The sequence below is a fragment of the Rhodopseudomonas faecalis genome (assembly GCF_003217325.1).
Lineage (GTDB): Bacteria > Pseudomonadota > Alphaproteobacteria > Rhizobiales > Xanthobacteraceae > Rhodopseudomonas > Rhodopseudomonas faecalis.
Genome location: NZ_QJTI01000020.1, coordinates 1 through 19,443 on the forward strand (window position 1 = coordinate 1; position 19,443 = coordinate 19,443).

Genomic DNA, 19,443 nt, shown 5'->3' on the forward strand with positions numbered 1-19,443 from the left:
AGCGTGTCACCACCGAGCAGGTTGACGCCGTTGAACGACGCATCCTGAGCCGTGGTTTTGATCTGCTCGATGATGTTGTTGTACTGCGTGACCAGGTTGGCGCGGGTGGTCTGCGCGTTAACGTCGGCCACCGGAGCGGTGGGGGTCGAGAACAACGACGCCGCGGTGCCGCCGATCTTGCCGCCCGACTCGGTCGAACCGATGGTCGAAGAGGCGTAGTCGTTGGAGGCCGAGATCGTCAGCTTGCCGGTGGTGTCGATCGACGCGGTCAGATTGTTGGCCGACAGCTTCGAGTTCAAGTCGGCGAGCGACTTCACGGTGCCGTTGGTGCCGTCACCGATGGTGACCGTCACCGCGCTGCCGCCATTGAACGACTCGAACGACAGGGTCTTGCCGGTGATGCCGCCGGCAGTCGCGGTACGCGCCACCGAGAAGCTGGTTGCGGTACCCTGGTTGCCGGCGAGGCCGAGCGCCGACAGCGCGTTGCCGGTGCCGGTGATGTTCAAGTCGGCCGACAGACCGGAGCTGATCTGCAGCTGACCGCCGCTCAGCACCTTGGAGGCTTCACTGCCCGTGGTCACCGCGAGAGTCGCGGAGCCGTTGCTGACCGGCGCGGTCTGGGCGCCGCTGGCGATATCGATGGCGGTGAGCACGTCATCAATCTTGCCACCTTGCAGATAAACGGTGGAGTTACCATTGCCATCGGTGATGACGTTCTTGGTACCGACCTTGCCGAAGCCATAGTCAGCGGCAGCCGGGATCGCAGCGTCAGCGAAGGTAATGGTCTTGCCGTTGATGCTGAGGGTCGAACCAGCCTGGATCATGTTGGTCCGGCTGACGCCGGCGCCAGCAGTGGTGTTGGCGGTGCGATCGGCCTTGAAAGTGCCCGTGCCGGTGGCGCCCGAATTCAAACCGAACGCCGACAGCAACGTGTTGTTGCCGGTGATCGACAGATCCGAACCCGTCGAGGTCGACAGCACGATCTGGTCAGTACCGTTGATCGCCGCGTTGGTGCCGGAGCTGTTGGAGATCGTGGCGTTACCGCCGGTGATCGACACCTTCTGCACGCCGCTGGCGACGTCGATCGCCTTCAGCACGTCACCCACCGTACCGCTGTTCAGATAGACGGTGGAGTTGCCCTTGCCGTCGGTGACCAGCTGACCGCTGACGCCCGAGCCGGTGGGCAGGGTGGCTGCGCCCGGGGCGTCGCCGGAAGCGAAGGTGATGGTGTGGCCATTCACCGTCAGCTTGTCGCCAGCCACCGGCTTGTTCGAGCCGAGCGCGCTGAGCGCCGTACTGGTGGTGATACCAGCGACCGCCGCGCCCGTGTTGGTGGCGGCAACACCGCCGAGCAACGTGCTCGAGCTGACGACGCCAGGGGTCGCCTGGCCGTCCTGCAGGCCGATGCTCTGGGCAAGGCCGTTGGTGTAGGTCGAGGTGCCGCGCAAATCGTCCGAGGTGGCGCCGGCGATGGTGGTGGAGACGCTGGACTTGCTGCTGTAGCCGGCAACCGACTGCAGCGCCTGGTTGGCGATCGACTTGGCGCTGTCGACCAGCTTGGTCAGCGAGGTGATGCCAGTGTTGGCAGCCTGAATGATCTGAATGCCATTGCTGATGCCATCCAGGAGGTTGTTGATGTCGCTGGAGCGCGAGTCGAGCGACGCGGCAGTGAAGAAGTTGGTGGGGTTATCGAGCGCCGTGTTCACCTTCTTGCCGGTCGAGAGGCGGCTTTGGGTGGTGGCGAGCAAGTCCGCGGTGGCCTGCAGAGACGACAGGTTCTGACGGACGGCATTCGAGAGAACGATACCGGACATGATGACAACCTTCCTGGTCGCTAATAAAAGCCGGTCTTCTTGACCAGCGCCGGGAACTCTGCCGTTCAGGCTTTAAGAACCCGTAAAAGGCGCAGAGGCAATTCGAACTGCCTCAAAAAAATCCACGCATCGCGCGATCAGGTTCGCGCAGCGAACTAATTGCGGCCCACAACCATGATCGCAATCGCCCGGTAACGACGCGCAATCGGCCGCGCCCACAAGGCGCGCCCACTGAAATTCATATTATCGGACAAGGAAATAGTGCAGCCAACGATGATGGCGGCCGGAGCTTGCCGGCCGCCATCACGCGCATCGCAAGCAATTGGTTAAAGGAACTTAACCAAGCTCATCTGATAGAGCTGCGACGTGGTCTGATACGAGGCCTGCAACGCGGTCTGCAGCGCCAGAATTTTGGTGGCGACCTCATCGTTATTGATGCCCTCGATCGAGTCGAGCAGCGTCTGCGAGATCGATTTGCTCTGCGTCTGTCGATCGGTGGTGGTCTTGATCGACGCTTGAGCCCCGGCAAAGTCCGCCTGGATGTTCTGGATGGTCTGCGTGCCGGGGATCACCGCGAGATTCTGCGCCAGCCGCTGATTGAGTCCGGCGATCTTGCCGCTGGCATTGACGTCGGTGATGTTAGTGGTCACCGCTGCAAACACCGCAACGTTCTGCAATAGCGTGCGTAGCGCCTGCTCGTTGGCACGGGCGCCATACTGCACGGTGATGTTGTCATCGATCTTGGCCACCGCCGAGCCGCGTGCGGTGTCGCCCGGCGAGGTTGGATTCTCGCCGGTGTACCAGATCACGGTGTCGTTCGCGGTGCCGGCAACCTGCGCGGTAGCAGCGGTGAACGGCGCGGTGCCGGCAACACGTAGTGGCGGCTGGCTGAAGAGATCGGCGCCGGCCTGGATCGCCGACGCTGCGGCCAGCGGACCATTAGCGAGTTGCTTCACCGCTTCAGTAAGCGCCGCCTTCATGTTGGTAGCGGTCTTGACCGGATCAGGCGCCACCGGCGGTACCGCCAGCGGATCGCCCTGATCGATGGCAAATCCATTGACCGGCACTGGCGTCGCGGTCGAAGCGGTCAGCGTGATGGTTTCCCGGGTGCCGTCGGGCAGATCGAAGGTGAACGACACGTTCTGGCCGTCGGTGGGGTTGCCGCCCACCAGGTCGATCGACATCGCCTCTGGATTGGGCGCCGCCGGCGGCACGGTCGGCGGCGTTTCGGTCGGCTGGGTGATCACCGCACCCGTGATGGTGGTGGCGATCGCGCTCAGTTTTAGGCCGAATGGCGAGGGGCCGACCGGCGGCACCGCGTAGGGATTGGCCGCAAAATCCTCGCCGATCTGCACAGCAGTCGCGCTTGCCGGCGTCGAGACGATCACGCGACCCCAATTGGGCGCGGCGCCAACATCGGCCTCGCGCCGTTCGTTGATCAGTTGCTTCAATCCGGCAACCCCGGCGCCGTCGCCATTGAGCAGCTTGTCGGCGGCCTCCACCGGCGGGTTGTCCGTGGAACGCCCGCCGAACAGATAACGATCGCCCGACTGCGCGTTCAGCATGTCGACCGTATCGTAGAAATTGAGCAGCGCGGTCTTCTGCCCGGCGGTCTGGCCGGTGTTGTCGAGAGTCGAGCCGGCGCTGACCGCGGCGCCCTTCACCGTCGAGTTGATGGCGTTGAGCCGCTCCAGCGCCAGATTGGCGACATTGATGCGGGTGTTCACATTGACCGCGGTGTCGGCATAGGCTTGGTAGTTCGACAGCTGGGCGCGAATGCCGATGGTCAGGCTTCGCCCGGCGCCGAGATCAGCGTAGGTTGTCGATTTCCGGCCGGTGGCGAGCTGCTCAGTCAGCGTTTCAAGCTGGCTGCGCAGGTTGAGAATGCCGGAGCCGATATAGGAGGTCCGTCCACTGACGCCATCAATCGCCATGATCGCCTCAAATCGCCTGCATCAATACGCTGTACATTTCGTTGATGGTGGACATCACGCGCGCGTTGGCAGAATAGGCATTCTGCAATGCGAGCAGATGGGCCATCTCCTCGTCCATATTCACGCCCGAGGCGGCGTCGAACTTCTTCTGCAGCGTGTTCAGCACCACGGTCTGGCCATCGGCGACCTGCTTGGCGGTCTGGGCCTGCGCGCCCTGCTGGGAGGTGAACTGCTGCATATAGCTGAGCAGCGAGCCCTTATAGGGCGCGTTCGTAGACCCAACGCCGGTCTTCGGCGAATAGTAGAACACCGACTTGTTGAGCTGCTGGCTCAGATAGTCGACGCGCGTGCTATCGCCTGACGGCGTGGTCGGCGAGGTGTTGTAGACCACCAGCCGCGACGGATCGGACACCAGCGAACTGTTCACGGTGAGACGCTGCGCAAGGCCGGTGATCTGCCAGCCGGAGGCGCTGATCGAGCCGGTGTAGGCCGCGCCATTGTCGGTGAACAGCGGCAACTCGACGCCATTGCCGGTCAGCGCGGTCTGAGTGGTGGTGACCGACGCCGCGCTGATGGTCGAGAAGCCGGCATTGTTCAGCACATTGATGCTGGTCGCCGAGCCGGTGAAGATCACGTTATACGGATTGAGCGCGGCATTGAGCTGCGCGATCACCGTGCCGGGTGTCGAGAAATCGATGCCGACCACGGTGTCGTTCGGATCATTGGTAGTCGAATTCGGCAGCGGCAGCACCGAGACATCGTCGACGCGCACGATCGAAATGTGGCGCTGGGTACCGGTCAACACGTCGGTGACGGTGACGCGCATCACGTTGCCGTTTTTCAGATTCGAGGCATCGAGATTGAAGCCCGCCTGCGGCGCCGGCGCCGGCGTGATCACCGTGCCGGCCGTGGTCTTGTCGGCCAGTGCCTTGGAGGTCGAGGCCGCCAGCTCGTCGAGCTGGTTTTGCGCCTCCACCATCAGCTTGTCGCGCACTTCCAGATAGGCGGCGATCTCGCCGGACTTGACCTGCGAGGTGATATCGATCGAGCCGCCGTTGGCATAACCCACCCTCAGCGAGCCGAGCGTGAACACGTTCTGCTGCGGGTCCCACAGGGTGCTGGGCGTCACCGTGCCCTGCGCATTGAAGGTCAGGGTCGCGGCCTCATTGCCGACCAGCTGCACGCCCGAGCCGGTGAACACCGTCGCCTGGTTCATGCCGTTGAAGGTGACGCGGATGTCCATCATCTGCGACAGCTGGGTGATGTACCTGTCGCGCTGATCGAGCAGCGATGCGGTCGCGGAGTCAGTCGAGGTGCCACCGAGCGGATTGGTGCGCAGCTGATTGTTAATCTCGGCGATCTGCCGCATCAAATTATTGGCAGTGTTGACCGTGTCAGCAATGCCGGTTTCCGCGGCGCCGCGCAGCCCCTGAATGGCATTCGACATCGAATTGAGCTGGCCGGCAAACGCCTGGGCAGCATTGATGACACCAATCCGGGCCGACTGGCTGTCCGGCGAAGTCGAAAGCGCCTGCACCGCGCTGGTCAGCGCATTGAAGGTGTCTTCCAGCGTGCCGCTCGAGGCCGGATTGCCATAGATGCCCTGCAATTGCTGCAGGAAGTCCGACTTCAGCGACGCATAGGACGCCCCCGAGGTTTCCAGCCGCAGCTGCGCCTGGATGTACTCGTCGAGCTGGCGATTGATGCCCGCGACGTTGACGCTGGTGCCCGTCGATCCGGTGTTGATGGCGACCTGATCGACTGTTTTGCGGATGTAGCCGGGCGTCTCCGCATTGGCGACGTTCGACGAGACCACCGACATCGACGCCTGATTGGCGCGAAGCCCGGACATTGCGATGGACAGTGCGTCACCGAGACTCATGACTAGCTACCTTCAACAGTGACTGCAGTGTGGCGGCTTACCGCATCACATTCAGCAGATCCTGAACCATGGTATTGGCGGTGGTGATCACCTTGGTGTTCGCCGAATAGGCTTGCTGCGTAACGATCAGCTTGGTGAACTCATCGGCGATGTCGGTGTTGGATGCTTCCAGCGAAGCGCCCGAGATGCTGCCGCCCTTGCCGTATAGCGCCGGGCCGGATTCGTTGGTGATCTCGAACGCGCCGCCATCGATACGCTTCAGGAAGTTGGCGCCGTTGAAAGTGGCGACGCTGACTTCGGCGAGAGCGATGTTACGGCCGTTGGAATAGGCGCCGACCACCCGGCCCTCATTGCTGACCGAAACACTGACCAACTGACCGGCGGCATAGCCGTCCTGCTCGAGCTGGTTGACCTGCGCATTACCATTGCTGTCGGCGAACTGGGTGAGGCCGCCGGTGCCGAACGACATCGCCACATTGCCGAGCGAGACGCCGCCAACGGTGAGATTGGTCAAAGTGATCTGGCCGATCACCGGGTTCATCTCGCCCGATGAATTGAAGGTGAAATTGGTGCCGACATTGGTCCAGGCCACCTGGCTGCCGGTGGCGTTGGGGTTGGTCTGATAGAACAGGTTCCAGACATCGGAATGGCCAGTGCCGAGCGAGGCCGAGTCCATCTTGGCCCAGCGGAACTGAACGTTCACAGGCGCACCGTTGCCGTCGTAAGCGGTGGTGGCGCCGCCGGAGATCGACTCGTCCAGGAAGGTCTTGACGTCGTTGCCGACCACGGTGCCGGTGCCGACCGTGCCGCCGCCGGTGCGCTTGACGGTCACCGGGCTGGTGAGGCCGAGCGCGGCGAAGCCGGAACTGGTCGAGGTGATCGACAGATCGTTGGTAGTGCCGGTGTGCAGCACCACGGCGCCCCCCGTTACAGTCGAGGGAGTGCCGGTGTTGCCGGACAGCGCGTCGATCTTGCCGAGCAGCGCGGTCAGCGAGCTGTCCACCGGGATATGGGTGGCGTCGTTGGTGCCGCCGGAAGCGGTGACGGTCAGCGTGGTGCCGTTGACGACAATGGTGTCGCCAACCGCGAAATTCACGATCAGCGAGTCCGTGTTTGACGCACCGCTCATCAGCGTCCCGCCGGTCATCGCTACGCCGTTCTTGTTGTTGGTCTGCAGGCCAGTCTTGGTATTGTCGCCGAATGGCGGCGGCTGGGTGCCGACGATCTGCGGGTTGGTGCCGAAATCGGCCGGCCGCAACAGTTCCGAGCCGGGCACCGACTTGTCATGCTTGACGGTCAGCGGGTAGCTGGCGAGGTTGGCGCGGTAGCTGATCTTGGTGGTCTGCTGCGAGGGCAGAAAGTCGTTCTGGAATTTCAGAATTTCCGGGGTGCCGCCCGACGGGTTGCCGGTGGTCCGATCGATCGGCACGCCTTGCAGATAATAGCCGGCGCCGTTGACCAGATAACCGTTCTTGTCGAGCGCGAAGTCGCCGCGCCGCGTGTAATTATTGACGCCGGCGAAGATCGGATTGTTGTCCGAGAACGAGCCGGGCTTCTGCACCGTGAAGAAGCCGTCGCCGTTGATCGCCATATAGGTCGACACCGCGGCCGCCTGCACCGAGCCCTGCAAGGTGTTGGTGGAGCGCGACTTCGCGGTCACCGAACCGGCCAGCTGGGTATCGTTGCCGGACGGCGGGATCAGGTCGAGGAACGAGGTGTCGATGCGCTTGAAGCCGGTGGTCTGCGAATTGGCGATGTTGCCGGAGATATTTTCCAGCGCGTAGGAATTCGCTCTGAGGCCCGCGACCGAGGTGGTGAGAGCGCCGAAGATACCCATTACATCGTCTCCAACTTCGTTCCCGGGCGGCCCGCCGGTTCCAGACGCATGGTGGCCGCATCGGACCTTCCCCTCGCAAGCCCCGTGCCAACAGGACTATTACAGGTATTTCAACGACTTAATGATTCAGGGAGGCGTCTTGACCCGGGGGATTCTTGCCGCGCGCGGGTAAGAATTGCCGGGCGGCACGCTACGGCGGCGCCCCCGACCTGGTGCCGCGGACCCGCAGCCAAGGGCAGCTCGCGGCGATGTGATCGCCCTCGCCCTCGTATTTTGACTGAGATCAGACCATTGCGCGGCAAACCGTGAGATCAGGCATCACGTCGAGCCGGAGCGGAATGAATGAGCGAGTTCGAGATCGCACAACACGTCCTCAACACCCTGCGCCAGGCGGAATCTGCCGAGCCGCAGGCGGCGGTGCCTCTGCTGAAAAAGCTGATCGGACTGGTCAATGGCGACGGCAGCGAGCAGCCGTTCGAGGTCGAAGAGGCGCGCTCCACTGCTTTCATGGCGATCTGCGAATACGCCAAGGCGCTGCATCGCGGCCAGCCGGCCGAGGAGTTGTGGCCGGAAGCGATTCACGCCACCAAGAAATGGCAATCACTTGCAGGTTCGCCGGCCCTGGCCTGAACCCCACCTGCCCTGCAACTTCCTGACTAGCACCCCGATCATTTCCCGCCTTTGAGTCCAGCGCCGCCGCGAGTGGCGCTGAGAATGATTGGCGCCTCTTGCGATGCCGCTGGCAACGCCGCCGCATCCTGGCTCGCTCCGCGCCAACGCACGCTGACAGCCGCATCAGCGCAGCCGCCCTTCTCCCAACTATCCCTTTCAGCCCAGCCAGACCGGCGCGGCTTACAAGCGTGTCTTACAGGCATGTCTTGCAAGCGGGCCTTGCAGTTCGCCTTGTGAACGCACCTTGACCACGCTTTGCAGCACGACGGCTGCGCGCCAATCTTGCCGGCGCCGCCTCACGCTCAGTCCACGGCAACTAATTCCCCTCGGAGATCTACGAGGAAATTACAACTAATCACACGATCAGCATCCACCTTGATCGCGAGGCGTGTTGTTCGCCTGACAGAACAAATGCCACACGAATAATTAGTTCATCGATTTTTCAGGGTGGCCGCTTAGCGTTGCGCGAATGTACCCCGAAGGATCGACCATGCAGCACCCCTCGCTCACCGGCATCGAAAGAAAGCTTGCGGAAAACGAGATCATCGTCAGCAAGACCGACCTGAAAGGTCGCATCACCTACTGCAACGATGTTTTCAAGCTGATCTCCGGCTACAGCGAGCACGAACTGATTGGCAAGCCGCACAATATCATTCGGCACTCGGACATGCCGCGCAGCATCTTCAAGCTGCTGTGGGACACCATTGCCGGTGGCAATGAGATTTTTGCCTACGTGAAGAACCACACCAGGAACGGCGATTACTACTGGGTGCTGGCGCACGTCACCCCCGACTTTGACGATGCCGGCAAGATTACCGGCTACAACTCGTTCCGGCGCTCCGTCACGCCGAAGGCCATCAAGGCGATCGAGCCGATCTATGCCGGTCTGCTCAAGGAAGAAGCCCGGCATGCCGACCGTAAGGCCGGGCTGAAAGCCGCCACCGAGCAGTTGCAGCAACTTCTGGCATCCAAAGGCGTGACCTATGATCAATTCGTCCTCGGTCTCTAAAGCGCTGACCGTATCGGTGCTGGCGACCGGCTTCTCGATCGCAGCCGCCGGATGGAATGCCGCGCAGAACGCGCAGATCGCGGCCTCGCTCGCCGGCTGCGGCGCCTTGATGTCGGCGGTGTGCGCCTGGTGGCTCTTGCGCGCCACCAAGAGCATCAACAAGGCCATGGCCGCGCTCGAGCAAGCGGCGAGCGGCAATCTGAAGGCGCGTATCATCGGCATCCGCGGCCATGGCAGCGTCGGCAAGATGCTGGAGAACATCAACCGCGTGCTCGATCAGGTCGAGGGTTTCGCCAAGGAAACCGAGGCGGCGATGAAAGCCGCAGCATCCGGGCGTTTTTACCGAAAGATCATGCCGCGCGGCTTTCGCGGCGATTTCGCGCGCTTCGCCAATGAAGTGAACAGCACGCTCACGCAGATGGAAGAGAACGTGCGCCGACTGGCGGCGTTCGAGGCGCGCATGCTGCGCGAGGCGGTGACCGTCACCATAACCGTCAATGAAGGCGCGATCGCCAACACCCGCATCGTTGGCGGCATTCGCAGCGCGCGCAGCGAGTCACAGGGCATGGCGGCCGCGACCGAGCAGATGGTCGCCGGTTTCCGCACCATCAGCGCCAGCGGCAACGAGGCGGCCCGGCTTTCCGAAAACGCCAAGAGCATCAGTGAGGACGCGCGGCGCATCGTCGGCGAGGCGATGGCGGAATTTGGCCAGATCGAAGCGTCGGTTGCCGATGCCGCCGAACGTGTCTCCAGCCTTGCGGCCTCCTCGGAAGCGATCGGCGAAATCCTGGAATCGATCGAGCGCATTGCCGCGCAAACCAACCTGCTGGCGCTCAACGCCACGATCGAAGCCGCGCGCGCCGGCGAGGCTGGGCGCGGCTTCGCGGTGGTGGCGCAGGAGGTCAAGCAATTGTCGCAGCAGACCGCGGCAGCCGCCACCGACATCAATCAGCGCGTCACCACGCTGCGCCAGGAGATGGCCGGCATCGTCGACACCATGACCCACGGCACGCGGTCGATCGCCAAGGGCCGCAAGGCGATGGAGACCATGGGCGAGCGGATCGGCGACGTCACCACCCAGGTCTCGAATACCACGGTTAGAATCGAGGAAATCTCACACGTGCTGTCGGAGCAATCAGCCGCGGCCAATCAGATTTCCGAAGGCGTTCAGAACATCGCCGAACGCGCCGACAGCAATGCCAACGCGGTCCATGAAAGCTCCAAGGCGCTACACGGCGTCGAAGAGGAAATGGGATCGCTGCTCAAACTGCTGTCCGAGCGCGACATTCCCGACAAGGTGCTTCTGCTGGCCAAGTCGGACCATGTGCTGTGGAAGAAGCGGCTGCTCGACATGGTGGCCGGTGATCTCAAACTATCGACCGACGAATTGGCGAACGACACCACTTGCCGGCTCGGAAAGTGGTACCACGGACCGGACGTCGAGCATCTGCGTCATCTGCCGGAATTCCAGGCGCTGGCAGCGCCGCACCATGCCGTGCACCAGAACGGCATCGAGGCGGTGAACTGCTTCAATCAGGGCCGTTACGACGAAGCGCTCAAATACATCGAGCGCGTTGAAGATGCCTCACGGCAGGTTCTGGAATGCCTCGATCTGCTGATCGCCGCGCAGCAGCGGCAGAAGAAAGCCGCCTGACCACCACGAGCGCTTAGCAATCTTCCCTCCCCTTTTGGCGAGGGAAGATTGCGCGGGTCAGGTCGCGTTCGGCGATGCGGGCTGGAAGGTGAGCCCAAAGCCGTCGATGCAATAGCGCAGCCCGGTCGGCTTCGGGCCATCATCGAACACATGCCCGAGATGACCGCCGCAGCGCCGGCAGTGCACTTCCGTGCGCACCATGCCGAGCGTTGAGTCGCGCCGCTCGCCGATCGCGTTCGGGAGCGGCTGCCAGAAACTCGGCCAGCCGGTGCCGCTGTCATATTTGGTGTCGGATGAAAACAGCGGCAGCTCGCAGCCCGCGCAAGCGAACGTGCCCTTGCGCTTCTCTTTCAGCAGCGGACTGGAGAACGGCCGCTCGGTGCCCTCCTCGCGCAGGATGTAATACTGCATCGGGGTGAGCTGCTGCTTCCATTGCTCGGGCGTCTTCTCGATCTCGAAGCGTTCGGCGGCACGCGCCGCATCGCCGCGTAGCCAGGGCAGCCCGAGCAGCGCGGCCATCGATCCGGCAGCGGCGAGCATCGTGCGGCGGTTCATGAGCAATCTCCCTTGCTGAGCGCAGCCATCCCGCGGCGAGGCATCCGCGCACGCGGCGCGGCGAACGCGCGTCCTGGCGCAGTTACGTTTCGCTAAGCATCGGGTTGCCACTTTACGGCGGCGGTGGGCTCACATTATCGCGAGCCGGGGCGCCCGCGCCGTCCGGCTGCTCGGGCGGCTGTTCAGCCGGCGGCGCGTTGCGCATCGCCAGCGCCGCCTCGCGCCGCTCCTCCCGGGCGAGCAGCCGCGCCCGCGCCCGCTCGTGATAGCGGGCCAGCGCGCCCTGAGCCGCAGCATGGCCGCGCGTCGCCCAGCTGATGGCCTGGCCGGCCACCCGGCCGATATTGCCGCCGACCCACACCAGTTCGAACGGCGCAAACAATCTCCAGCGGTCGTCGCCGGTCAGGATCGCCTGCGCGATCAGCTTGCCGGCCAGCGCCGAGCTGTTCAGCCCCTGGCGGCCAAAACCGCTCGCCACCCACAGCCCATGCTGCATCTGGCCGATCTGCGGCATGCCATGCACGGTCTGGCCGATCACGCCGCAGCCGCAGCGTTCGATCGTCACCTCGCCGAGCTGGGGAAACACGGTGCGGACCCGGCGCGCGATCGATTTCGCCATGCGTTCCGGCGCCATCGCAAAAGTGGTCTCCGGGCTCGACCAGACCAGCCGGTCGCCCTGCACCACCCGGAAATGGTCGATGCCGTGGCTGTCGGCCACCGAGCCGGTGAACGAAATCGCCTCCGCCAGCCGCTCGCCGAGCGGCGCGGTCACGCCGGCATAGCGCCACACCGGCAGCAGCGTGTCGGTGAGCCGCTGATGCGGCGCGCCGAGATGAACATTACCGGCCAGCACGATATGCGAGGCGCGCAGCCGCGCCTGCGGCGTCACGATCCGCTTGCGAATGCCGTCCGGATCGATGCTGACCACCTCCGTGCCCTCATAGATCCGGGCACCGGCTTTAGCAGCGAGCGCCGCGAGGCCATGCAGATAGCGGCGGCCGTCCAGCTGGAACGCGCCGGGATAATACACGCCATGGAAATAGCGATCGGTGACAAGCGCCTCGCGCACCTGTTCGATCTGCCAGCCTTCGACCGGAGTGCCGAATTCATTGCCGAGCAATGTCAGCCGTTCGATCAGCTGGTCGCCGCTTTCGATGGTGGAAACTTCAAGCGCCCCCTCGCTGATCGCAAGATCCGGGATCTGCTCGGCGATCGCGCGCACATAATCGGCGCCGTAGCTCGAAAGAACCCACAGATCTTTGGTGTGGTGCAGGCCGATGCGATCGATCAGATCGGCCAGCGGCACGCCGTAGCCGGGACGCACGGTTCCAAGCATATGACCGGACGCGCTCCAGCCGATCTGCCGGGCTTCCAATACCGCTACGCTGAGCCCGCCCCGCGCCAGTTCATAAGCGACGGTCAGCCCCGCCAAACCGGCGCCGACCACGCAGACATCGACGTCACGATCGAGTCGCAACTGCGGCCATTCCGGGGCCTCCGCCACGGCCGGACCGCCGTTTTCGCCGACAGTGCTGTCGATATCGCTGGTCATTACGCCGTCTTACGAAGGCCGCGAGGACTTGTCACCTTGTCGTGCCAGCCGTTCTCCATTAATCCGCAGGGCAAGTAGCCCTTTCGTCCCCGAGGCCGTCCTGAGATCCCCATGCGCCGACTGATCCTGCTGCGACACGCCAAGACCGAACCCGAGGCGCCGACCGGCAAGGACCAGGATCGCCGTCTCGACGACCGCGGCCGCAACGATGCCGCCACCATTGGCTGCTGGCTGACCGACAATGATCTGGTGCCCGATACCGTGCTGGTGTCGAGCGCCACCCGTGCCCAGCAGACCTGGGCAATTGTCGGCGAACAGATCCCGGCCGAGGCCGCGCCCAATGTCAGCAACGTGCCGGAGCTATATTGTGCCGGGCCGATGACGATGCTGCAGCTGATCCGCGGCATGTCCGACGATGCCAAGCGGCTGCTGGTGGTCGCTCATAATCCCGGCCTGCATGAGCTGGCGCTGGCGCTGACCGGCCATCATCCAAACCGGTCACGGCCGCTGCCGGGCAGCATGCCGACCGCGGGTCTGTTCGTGATCGATTTTCCGACCGACGATTGGAGCCAGGTCGGTTTTGGCGAGGGCTTGCTTGAACATTTCACCAGCCCGAAACTGTTGAAGTCAGCCGGCGCCTGAGCGCCGCCATACGTCCTCCCGCGATTGTTGTGCTAGCCTTGCTGTGCAGCGCTGCGCCGCACATCGCATCAGCGGGGCCGCTGCCGTGCGGAGGCGGCGACGATGTATAAATCCATCCTGGTCCCGATCGATCTGTCCGATACCGAACTGATCAAGCCGGCGCTCGCGACCGCGGCATCGCTGGCGTCCTGCTATGACGCCAAGGTGCGGCTGCTCAATGTGCTGCAACTGACGCCGGTGATGCTGGCCGAATATGTGCCTGCGGATTTCGACGCCCAGCAGCACGAGGCCGCGGCGCAGGCGATGGAAGCGATCGCCAAGGAGTCCGGCATCGATGCCGCGCGGCTGTCGACCGCGGTGCGGCAGGGCGGCGGCATTTATCACGAGATTCTGGAAGAAGCCGCGGCGATCGGCGCCGACCTGATCGTGATGACCTCGCACCGGCCGGCGATGCGCACCTATTTCCTCGGCTCCAATGCCGGCCATGTGGTGCGCTATGCCACCTGCTCGGTGCTGGTGGTGCGGCACTGACGCCGCCGGCTACGGCAGCAGATCCGCAGGCAGGGCGTCGAACGAATAGCGGCGCGGCTTGTTGCGGCGGATGAAGCCGCCGATCTGCCAGCCGAACAGCGCGGCAAAGCCGAGGATGAACAGCACGCCCGGCCATTCGCCGACCGCGACCGCGCGCGCCAGCAGCGCGGTCATGGCGACCGCCAGCAGCGCCAGCACCACCAAGGCGCCGTTATAGCCGAGCGCCGACAAGCCGCCGGTCAATTCGGCCTGGCTGCCGGCCGCCTTCAAGCGCTGATGCAAGGCCACCATGAACGCGCGATAGGCCTCATCCTGCGGCGCCATCAGCGTCACGGTCTGCCAGGAGGTCGACAGGATGGTGAGACGCTGGCCGTCCAAGGTGCGCAGATCGGCCCGAAAACGCCGCGACTGCATCGACACCGGCCGAAAGCTGAGCCGCACCGACGCGATCGAGCCATAGGGCCAGATGCCGCTACGGGCGCCGATCTGCCAGGACAGCCCCTGTTCCATCAGGTCGAAGCGGCGCGCGCCGCCGATCAGCGAGGCGCGATAACCGTAATGCACACCGGCCTCGGCTTCGAGCGGGGCGTCGAGTTCGGGCTTATCGGCGGTCATCGGATTTCAATTGCGCATCGGGTGATGGCCGCGCCAGCGGCGTTTGCCTGTGAACAGCCATTAGCATACAAGCAGCCGATCCGGCTGCGGCGCAACGCCTCGGCTGATGTCCGTTGGCTCGACCACCGAAATGGCCCGATGACCAAGCCCGTATCCTTCCCGCGCCACCTGATTTTCGCCGCCGCGCTGATCTGCGGCGTGCTGATGGCGCTGGCGGTGCACATGCTCGGCCAATCGATCGGCCTTGAGCTCGACGGGCTGTGGCGCGCGGACCAGCGCGACATCGTGCCGGCCGGCGCGGCGCTGGCGTGGTGGCTGGTGGCCACTGCCGGTTTTGCCGGGGGCTATTTCACCGCATCGCTGATGCGCAGCGCAGCCGCGGGCGAAATCCCGCCGCGGCTACGCAATTTTCTGGTGGCGGTCGGCGTGCTGCTGCTCGCCGCCGCCGGCCGGGTCGCCTCGGCGCCGAGCGCGGTGCCGACCGTGTCCGCCGTGCTGGCGGGCGTGGTGGCCCTGCTGATCGGCGCGCTACTGGCCTTCTGCGGCGTGCATTTCGCGCTCCGCAAAGGCGAGCCCCCGCCCGTTAGCCGGTCGCCCGCAGATTGATGGTGCTCTCCGCGAGCGCGGTCAGTTTCTTGTCGGTGGCCTTTTCTTCATCCAGCGTCGTCTGCAGCACCGCCGCGCAGTCATTGCGGCCGAGCTGCTTGGCCCACGCCACCAGGCTGCCATAGCGGGTGATCTCGTAATGCTCGGCGGCCTGCGCAGCGTTGATCAACGCGGCGTCGAGCACCGCCTTGTCCTCGACCTCGCCGGCGACCTCTTCGGCCTCCTCGATGATGCCGTCGATCGCGGGACAATCCACCGCCTGCGCCTGCGCGCCATGCATCTGGAACACCTGCTCCAGCCGCTGGACATGGGTCCTGGTTTCGTCGAGATGGCTGAGGAAACCCTGCTTGAGCTGCGCATTGTTGGCCTTGTCGGCCATCTTCGGCAGCGCCTTCACCAGTTGTTTCTCGGCGTAATAGATGTCCTGCAGCTGGTGCACGAACAGGTCATCCATGGTCTTGATGTCCTTGGTGAAAAGTCCCATCGCGGCTCCTCTTGGTTGCCAAATGCATGGCAACAGGGCCTGTGCCCTGTCGCAAGGTCCGCGGACAACCGCCGGAGCGCAGCGGCGTTCCGGACTGAAGGAGCATTGATCATCGCGATGGCGTGAGGCGGCCTTGAGCGATATGGAAGCGCGGTCGCCAAGGAGCAGCTCAAGCGGCGGCTCAAGGCGTGGCACAAAGCGCAGGCGACGATCCGCCGCTGCGTTTGTCGCAATTGCGCAACGGTTTGCGCTATATCAAGGGCGTTCGGGGGGCACTCGGGAAGATGCACACACCGGCTGGGCCAGGGTGCAGTTTTTTTTCTGACGAGCCGCTTTCGCCCAATGGATTATGCGCGTTATGAGTAGCTCGGCAGCCTTTGGCCAGTTTTCGCCTCAATCGGCCTACACCACGGCGCCGCCCATCCCGGAGGACGAATGCATCGAGTATTGAGCGCGCTGCGGCGTGGCTTCAAAGAACGGTTGGGCTGGAAACGGCTGGGGATCGTCGCAAGCCTGCTGATCATCGGATTTGCGATCCACTCCCTGATCCATACCCTACAGGGTGTCGATACCGACGTTATCCTGGTCGCCCTCAAGGAAAAGCCGAGCACCCAGATTGCGCTGGCCGCGCTGTGTGTGGTCGGCGCGTTCTTCACGCTGACCTTCTATGATTTCTTCGCGCTCCGCACGATCGGCAAGCGGCACGTGCCGTACCGGATCGCGGCGCTGACCGGCTTCACCTCCTACACGATCGGCCACAATATCGGCGCCACGGTGTTCACCGGCGGCGCGATCCGGTTCCGGATCTATTCCGACTACGGCCTGTCGGCGATCGACGTTGCCAAAATCTGCTTCATCTCCGGCCTGACCTTCTGGCTCGGCAATCTGTTCGTGCTCGGCATCGGCCTGGTCTGGCATCCGTCCGCGGCCTCGGCGATGGACCGGCTGCCTTCCGAGATTAACCGGCTGATCGGCGTCGGCTGTCTGGTCGGCATCGCGATCTATCTGGCCTGGATCGCCACCGGCAAAAAACGCCGCGAGCTTGGCCAGAACGGCTGGAAAGTGGTGCTGCCCTCGGCGCGCCTCACCTTCCTGCAGGTGCTGATCGGCGTGGTCGATCTCGGCTTCTGCGCGCTGGCGATGTATCTGTTGATGCCGGCCTCGCCCGATATCGACTTCATGTCGCTGGCGGTGGTGTTCATTCTCGCCACGCTGCTCGGCTTTGCCAGCCATGCCCCCGGCAGTCTCGGGGTGTTCGACGCCGCGATGCTGCTGGCGCTGCCGCAATTCGCGCGCGAGGAACTGGTGGCGACGCTGGTGATCTTCCGGATGCTGTATTTCGTGATCCCGTTCGCGATCTCGATCACCATCATGGGCACCCGCGAATTGTGGCTGAGCGTGGTCAAGCCCTGGCAGGCGCGCCGGGTTCCGGTGGTGCCGCCGGCGCCGAAGCGCTTGCCGCCACCCCCGCCGCAGGCCCGTGCCGCCGCCACCAGCCCGCGCCGTCCGCTGTGAGCGGGCGGCGGCGCCCATAGTTTTGCCTCAACCGCAGCGTTGAAGGCGGGCCATGATCGCGATGTTGTCCAGGTTCAGTGCTTTTTCGCGGGCGGCGCTCGTCCTCGGCCTTGCCGGTGCGGCCGCCAGCCCTGGCGCCGCGCAGCCGGTGGCGACCCCGGTCCAAGCCGCCAGCCCCGGCAGCGGCCTGCAAATCCAGTGGGAAGTCCGCAACCGCTTTCGGCTGTTCCGCGAGGAACGCGACTTCCTGCTGCATGCCGAGGCGCTGCGCAGCGCCACCGTGCTGGCGTCGGAACAGGCCCTTGGCGTGCAGAGCGACGGCCGCGGCTGGGCCCGCAATGTGGTGGGCCGGCTGTGCATCGACCCGACCGGCCGGGTCAACGAGCCCTGCACCCGCGACAACGTCAAGGAAAGCTATCTGACGCCGACCGAGCATCCGGTCACGGTGCGGCTCACCGGCGCGATTCCGGTCGGCGCCACCTGCGCCTGGTCGTTCGACGACGGCGAAGGACCGCCGCGCAGCTCGACGCTCGATTGCGCCGAGCCGATCAATCTGCGCGTCCATTATGGCGGACCGACCCAGGTCGCGGTCGAGGTCAGCAGCGGCGCCGATCCGGCGCTGCGCGTCACCGAGACCATCGAGGTGCGCGACATCTTCATCGCCGGGCTCGGCGACTCGATCGCCTCCGGCGAAGGCAATCCCGACAAGCCGATCGCGCTCAGCGACGAAGGCTTCTGCTTCCGTTCCTATCTCGGCGGCGTGCAGGGCCAGTACTACCGGCCGAGCCGTGCCGGCTATAAAGGCGGCCGCGCCTGCGAAGCGCCGGAGACGCTGCAAGTCTGGCAGCGCCAGAGCGCGCAATGGCTGAACCCGGCCTGCCACCGCTCGCTGTATTCCTACCAGACCCGCACCGCGCTGGCGCTGGCGGCACGCTTCCCGCACCTCGCGGTCACCTATCTGCCGCTGGCCTGCACCGGCGCCACCATCAGCGAAGGGCTGTTCGGCTCGCAGCGCGCGCGCGAATGCGTGATCACCAAGTCGGGCGCAAAATGCGAGGGCAACGTCAACGCCCAGCTCGCCGAACTGCGCGAGGCGCTGAGCGCGGCCAAGCGCCGGCAGCCGAACCGCACGCTCGATCTGGTGCTGCTGTCGGTCGGCGCCAACGACATCAACTTCTCCGGCATGGTCGCCGATGTGATCGTCGACAACGCCACCGAACGCACGCTGTTCAAGCGCTCCGGCGTGATCGCCTCGCTCGACGATTCCCGCGCGGCGCTGCAACGCGAGCTGCCGCAGGGCTTTGCCAGACTGCGCGAAGCCTTGAAGCCGCTGCTCGGCGGCGACCTGTCGCGCGTGGTCTATACCGCCTATGGCAATCCGGCGCTGGCCGGCGGCGCGCCCTGCCCGGGCGGCCCGGCCGGTTTCGACATCCATCCGGCGTTCAATGCCGATCCCGCGCGCCTCGCCCGCGTGGTCGATTTCGTGCAGAGCGAGTTTCTGCCGCAGCTCAAGAACCTCGCGCAATGCAGCGGCGGCGTGCTGTGCCGCGATCCGGTCGCCGATCGCATGACCTTTGTCGATCGCCATCAGAGCGCGTTCGCGCAGCACGGTTTCTGCGCGCGCAGCGCCAATGATCCGGAATTCGACCGGCAGTGTTTTTCGCCGCGCGGCGACAGTTTTGATCCCGACATCGTCTCGGCCGCCTCGCAGCCGATGGCGTGCGGCATAGGCGCCAGCAATTATCGGCCCTATCTGCCGCGCGCGCGCTGGGTGCGCGACGCCAATGACAGTTACTTCTCGGCGATGACCTATCCGCAGGGCCTGCCATCGTCGCAGCAGCCGACCGATATTCACGACGCCACCTGGGGCGTGCTGTCGGCGGTCTATGGCGGCGCGGTGCATCCCTCGGCCGAGGGCCACGCCGCGATGGCCGACGCCGCATTGCCAGCGGCGGCCAGCGTACTCGGCCTGCAATCGGGTGGCCCGGAAGTGGTGCAGGAACCGCTGCCGCCGCCGACCATGGTGCCGGGCTCAGCGAACTGACCGCGCTGCGCGCGGCCTGGCCTTCGCCTCCTCACCAATGACCCGTCATGCCCGCGCTTGTCGCGGGTATCCACGTCTTGAAAGCGCCGCTGGATCA

Annotated in this window: 16 protein-coding genes; 8 read left to right on the plus strand and 8 right to left on the minus strand. The window is 64.6% G+C overall.

Going from position 1 to position 19,443, the window contains the following annotated elements; translation table 11 throughout:
• The 4 genes from BJ122_RS14440 to BJ122_RS14455 all read right to left on the minus strand — a co-directional run.
• On the minus strand, nucleotides 1-1,814 hold a 1,814-nt coding region (locus tag BJ122_RS14440), incomplete at its 3' end, for a DUF1522 domain-containing protein (RefSeq protein ID WP_110781851.1).
• Nucleotides 1,815-2,140: 326 nt separating this feature from the next.
• Complete coding sequence (locus BJ122_RS14445) at nucleotides 2,141-3,748, minus strand: flagellar biosynthesis protein FlgL (protein ID WP_110781852.1); 1,608 nt, start codon at nucleotides 3,746-3,748, stop codon at nucleotides 2,141-2,143.
• A gap of 7 nt (nucleotides 3,749-3,755) precedes the next feature.
• Complete coding sequence (gene flgK, locus BJ122_RS14450; RefSeq protein ID WP_110781854.1) at nucleotides 3,756-5,630, minus strand: flagellar hook-associated protein FlgK; 1,875 nt, start codon at nucleotides 5,628-5,630, stop codon at nucleotides 3,756-3,758.
• A gap of 37 nt (nucleotides 5,631-5,667) precedes the next feature.
• Nucleotides 5,668-7,467 (minus strand): flagellar hook protein FlgE, encoded by a 1,800-nt coding sequence (locus BJ122_RS14455; protein ID WP_110781856.1) that lies wholly within the window; start codon nucleotides 7,465-7,467, stop codon nucleotides 5,668-5,670.
• A gap of 342 nt (nucleotides 7,468-7,809) precedes the next feature.
• Here BJ122_RS14455 and BJ122_RS14460 point away from each other — a divergent pair, with 342 nt between their 5' ends.
• From BJ122_RS14460 to BJ122_RS14470, 3 genes are all read left to right on the plus strand, one after another.
• Entirely contained in the window at nucleotides 7,810-8,097 is a 288-nt protein-coding gene (locus BJ122_RS14460) for a hypothetical protein (protein WP_110781857.1), read from the plus strand.
• A gap of 532 nt (nucleotides 8,098-8,629) precedes the next feature.
• Nucleotides 8,630-9,148 (plus strand): PAS domain-containing protein, encoded by a 519-nt coding sequence (locus BJ122_RS14465; RefSeq protein ID WP_110781859.1) that lies wholly within the window; start codon nucleotides 8,630-8,632, stop codon nucleotides 9,146-9,148.
• Nucleotides 9,123-10,802 (plus strand): methyl-accepting chemotaxis protein, encoded by a 1,680-nt coding sequence (locus tag BJ122_RS14470; protein ID WP_110781861.1) that lies wholly within the window; start codon nucleotides 9,123-9,125, stop codon nucleotides 10,800-10,802. The genes BJ122_RS14465 and BJ122_RS14470 overlap by 26 nt, the downstream gene beginning before the upstream one ends.
• 57 nt (nucleotides 10,803-10,859) lie before the next feature.
• Here BJ122_RS14470 and msrB read toward each other — a convergent pair whose 3' ends face one another.
• Nucleotides 10,860-11,357 (minus strand): peptide-methionine (R)-S-oxide reductase MsrB, encoded by a 498-nt coding sequence (gene msrB, locus BJ122_RS14475; protein ID WP_110781862.1) that lies wholly within the window; start codon nucleotides 11,355-11,357, stop codon nucleotides 10,860-10,862.
• A gap of 112 nt (nucleotides 11,358-11,469) precedes the next feature.
• Nucleotides 11,470-12,909, minus strand: coding sequence for an NAD(P)/FAD-dependent oxidoreductase (locus BJ122_RS14480; RefSeq protein WP_110781864.1), 1,440 nt, complete (start codon nucleotides 12,907-12,909; stop codon nucleotides 11,470-11,472).
• A 111-nt stretch (nucleotides 12,910-13,020) separates the two neighbouring features.
• Here BJ122_RS14480 and BJ122_RS14485 point away from each other — a divergent pair, with 111 nt between their 5' ends.
• Both BJ122_RS14485 and BJ122_RS14490 read left to right on the plus strand, forming a co-directional pair.
• On the plus strand, nucleotides 13,021-13,551 hold the full coding sequence (locus BJ122_RS14485) for a SixA phosphatase family protein (protein ID WP_110781865.1): 531 nt from the start codon (nucleotides 13,021-13,023) through the stop codon (nucleotides 13,549-13,551).
• Between the two features lie 102 nt (nucleotides 13,552-13,653).
• A complete protein-coding gene (locus BJ122_RS14490) occupies nucleotides 13,654-14,082 on the plus strand; it encodes a universal stress protein (RefSeq protein WP_110781867.1) in 429 nt (142 codons plus the stop codon).
• 9 nt (nucleotides 14,083-14,091) lie between these two features.
• On the opposite strand, the gene BJ122_RS14495 is transcribed toward BJ122_RS14490, so the two are convergent.
• A complete protein-coding gene (locus BJ122_RS14495) occupies nucleotides 14,092-14,697 on the minus strand; it encodes a hypothetical protein (protein ID WP_110781868.1) in 606 nt (201 codons plus the stop codon).
• Between the two features lie 138 nt (nucleotides 14,698-14,835).
• On the opposite strand from BJ122_RS14495, the gene BJ122_RS14500 reads away from it, so the two are divergent.
• Nucleotides 14,836-15,303 carry a hypothetical protein gene (locus BJ122_RS14500; protein ID WP_110781951.1) on the plus strand — a complete coding sequence of 156 codons (468 nt, stop codon included), beginning with the start codon at nucleotides 14,836-14,838 and terminating at the stop codon, nucleotides 15,301-15,303.
• Here the strand turns inward: BJ122_RS14500 and BJ122_RS14505 are convergent.
• Nucleotides 15,281-15,787, minus strand: a complete 507-nt coding sequence (locus tag BJ122_RS14505; protein WP_110781870.1) for a YciE/YciF ferroxidase family protein — start codon at nucleotides 15,785-15,787, stop codon at nucleotides 15,281-15,283. The two genes, BJ122_RS14500 and BJ122_RS14505, sit on opposite strands and share 23 nt — an antisense overlap.
• A 435-nt stretch (nucleotides 15,788-16,222) precedes the next feature.
• On the opposite strand from BJ122_RS14505, the gene BJ122_RS14510 reads away from it, so the two are divergent.
• Nucleotides 16,223-17,302 carry a lysylphosphatidylglycerol synthase transmembrane domain-containing protein gene (locus BJ122_RS14510; protein ID WP_110781871.1) on the plus strand — a complete coding sequence of 360 codons (1,080 nt, stop codon included), beginning with the start codon at nucleotides 16,223-16,225 and terminating at the stop codon, nucleotides 17,300-17,302.
• 61 nt (nucleotides 17,303-17,363) lie between these two features.
• Nucleotides 17,364-19,346: an SGNH/GDSL hydrolase family protein gene (locus tag BJ122_RS14515; protein WP_245407741.1), complete on the plus strand. Its 1,983-nt coding sequence runs from the start codon at nucleotides 17,364-17,366 to the stop codon at nucleotides 19,344-19,346.
• Nucleotides 19,347-19,443: the final 97 nt, after the last annotated feature.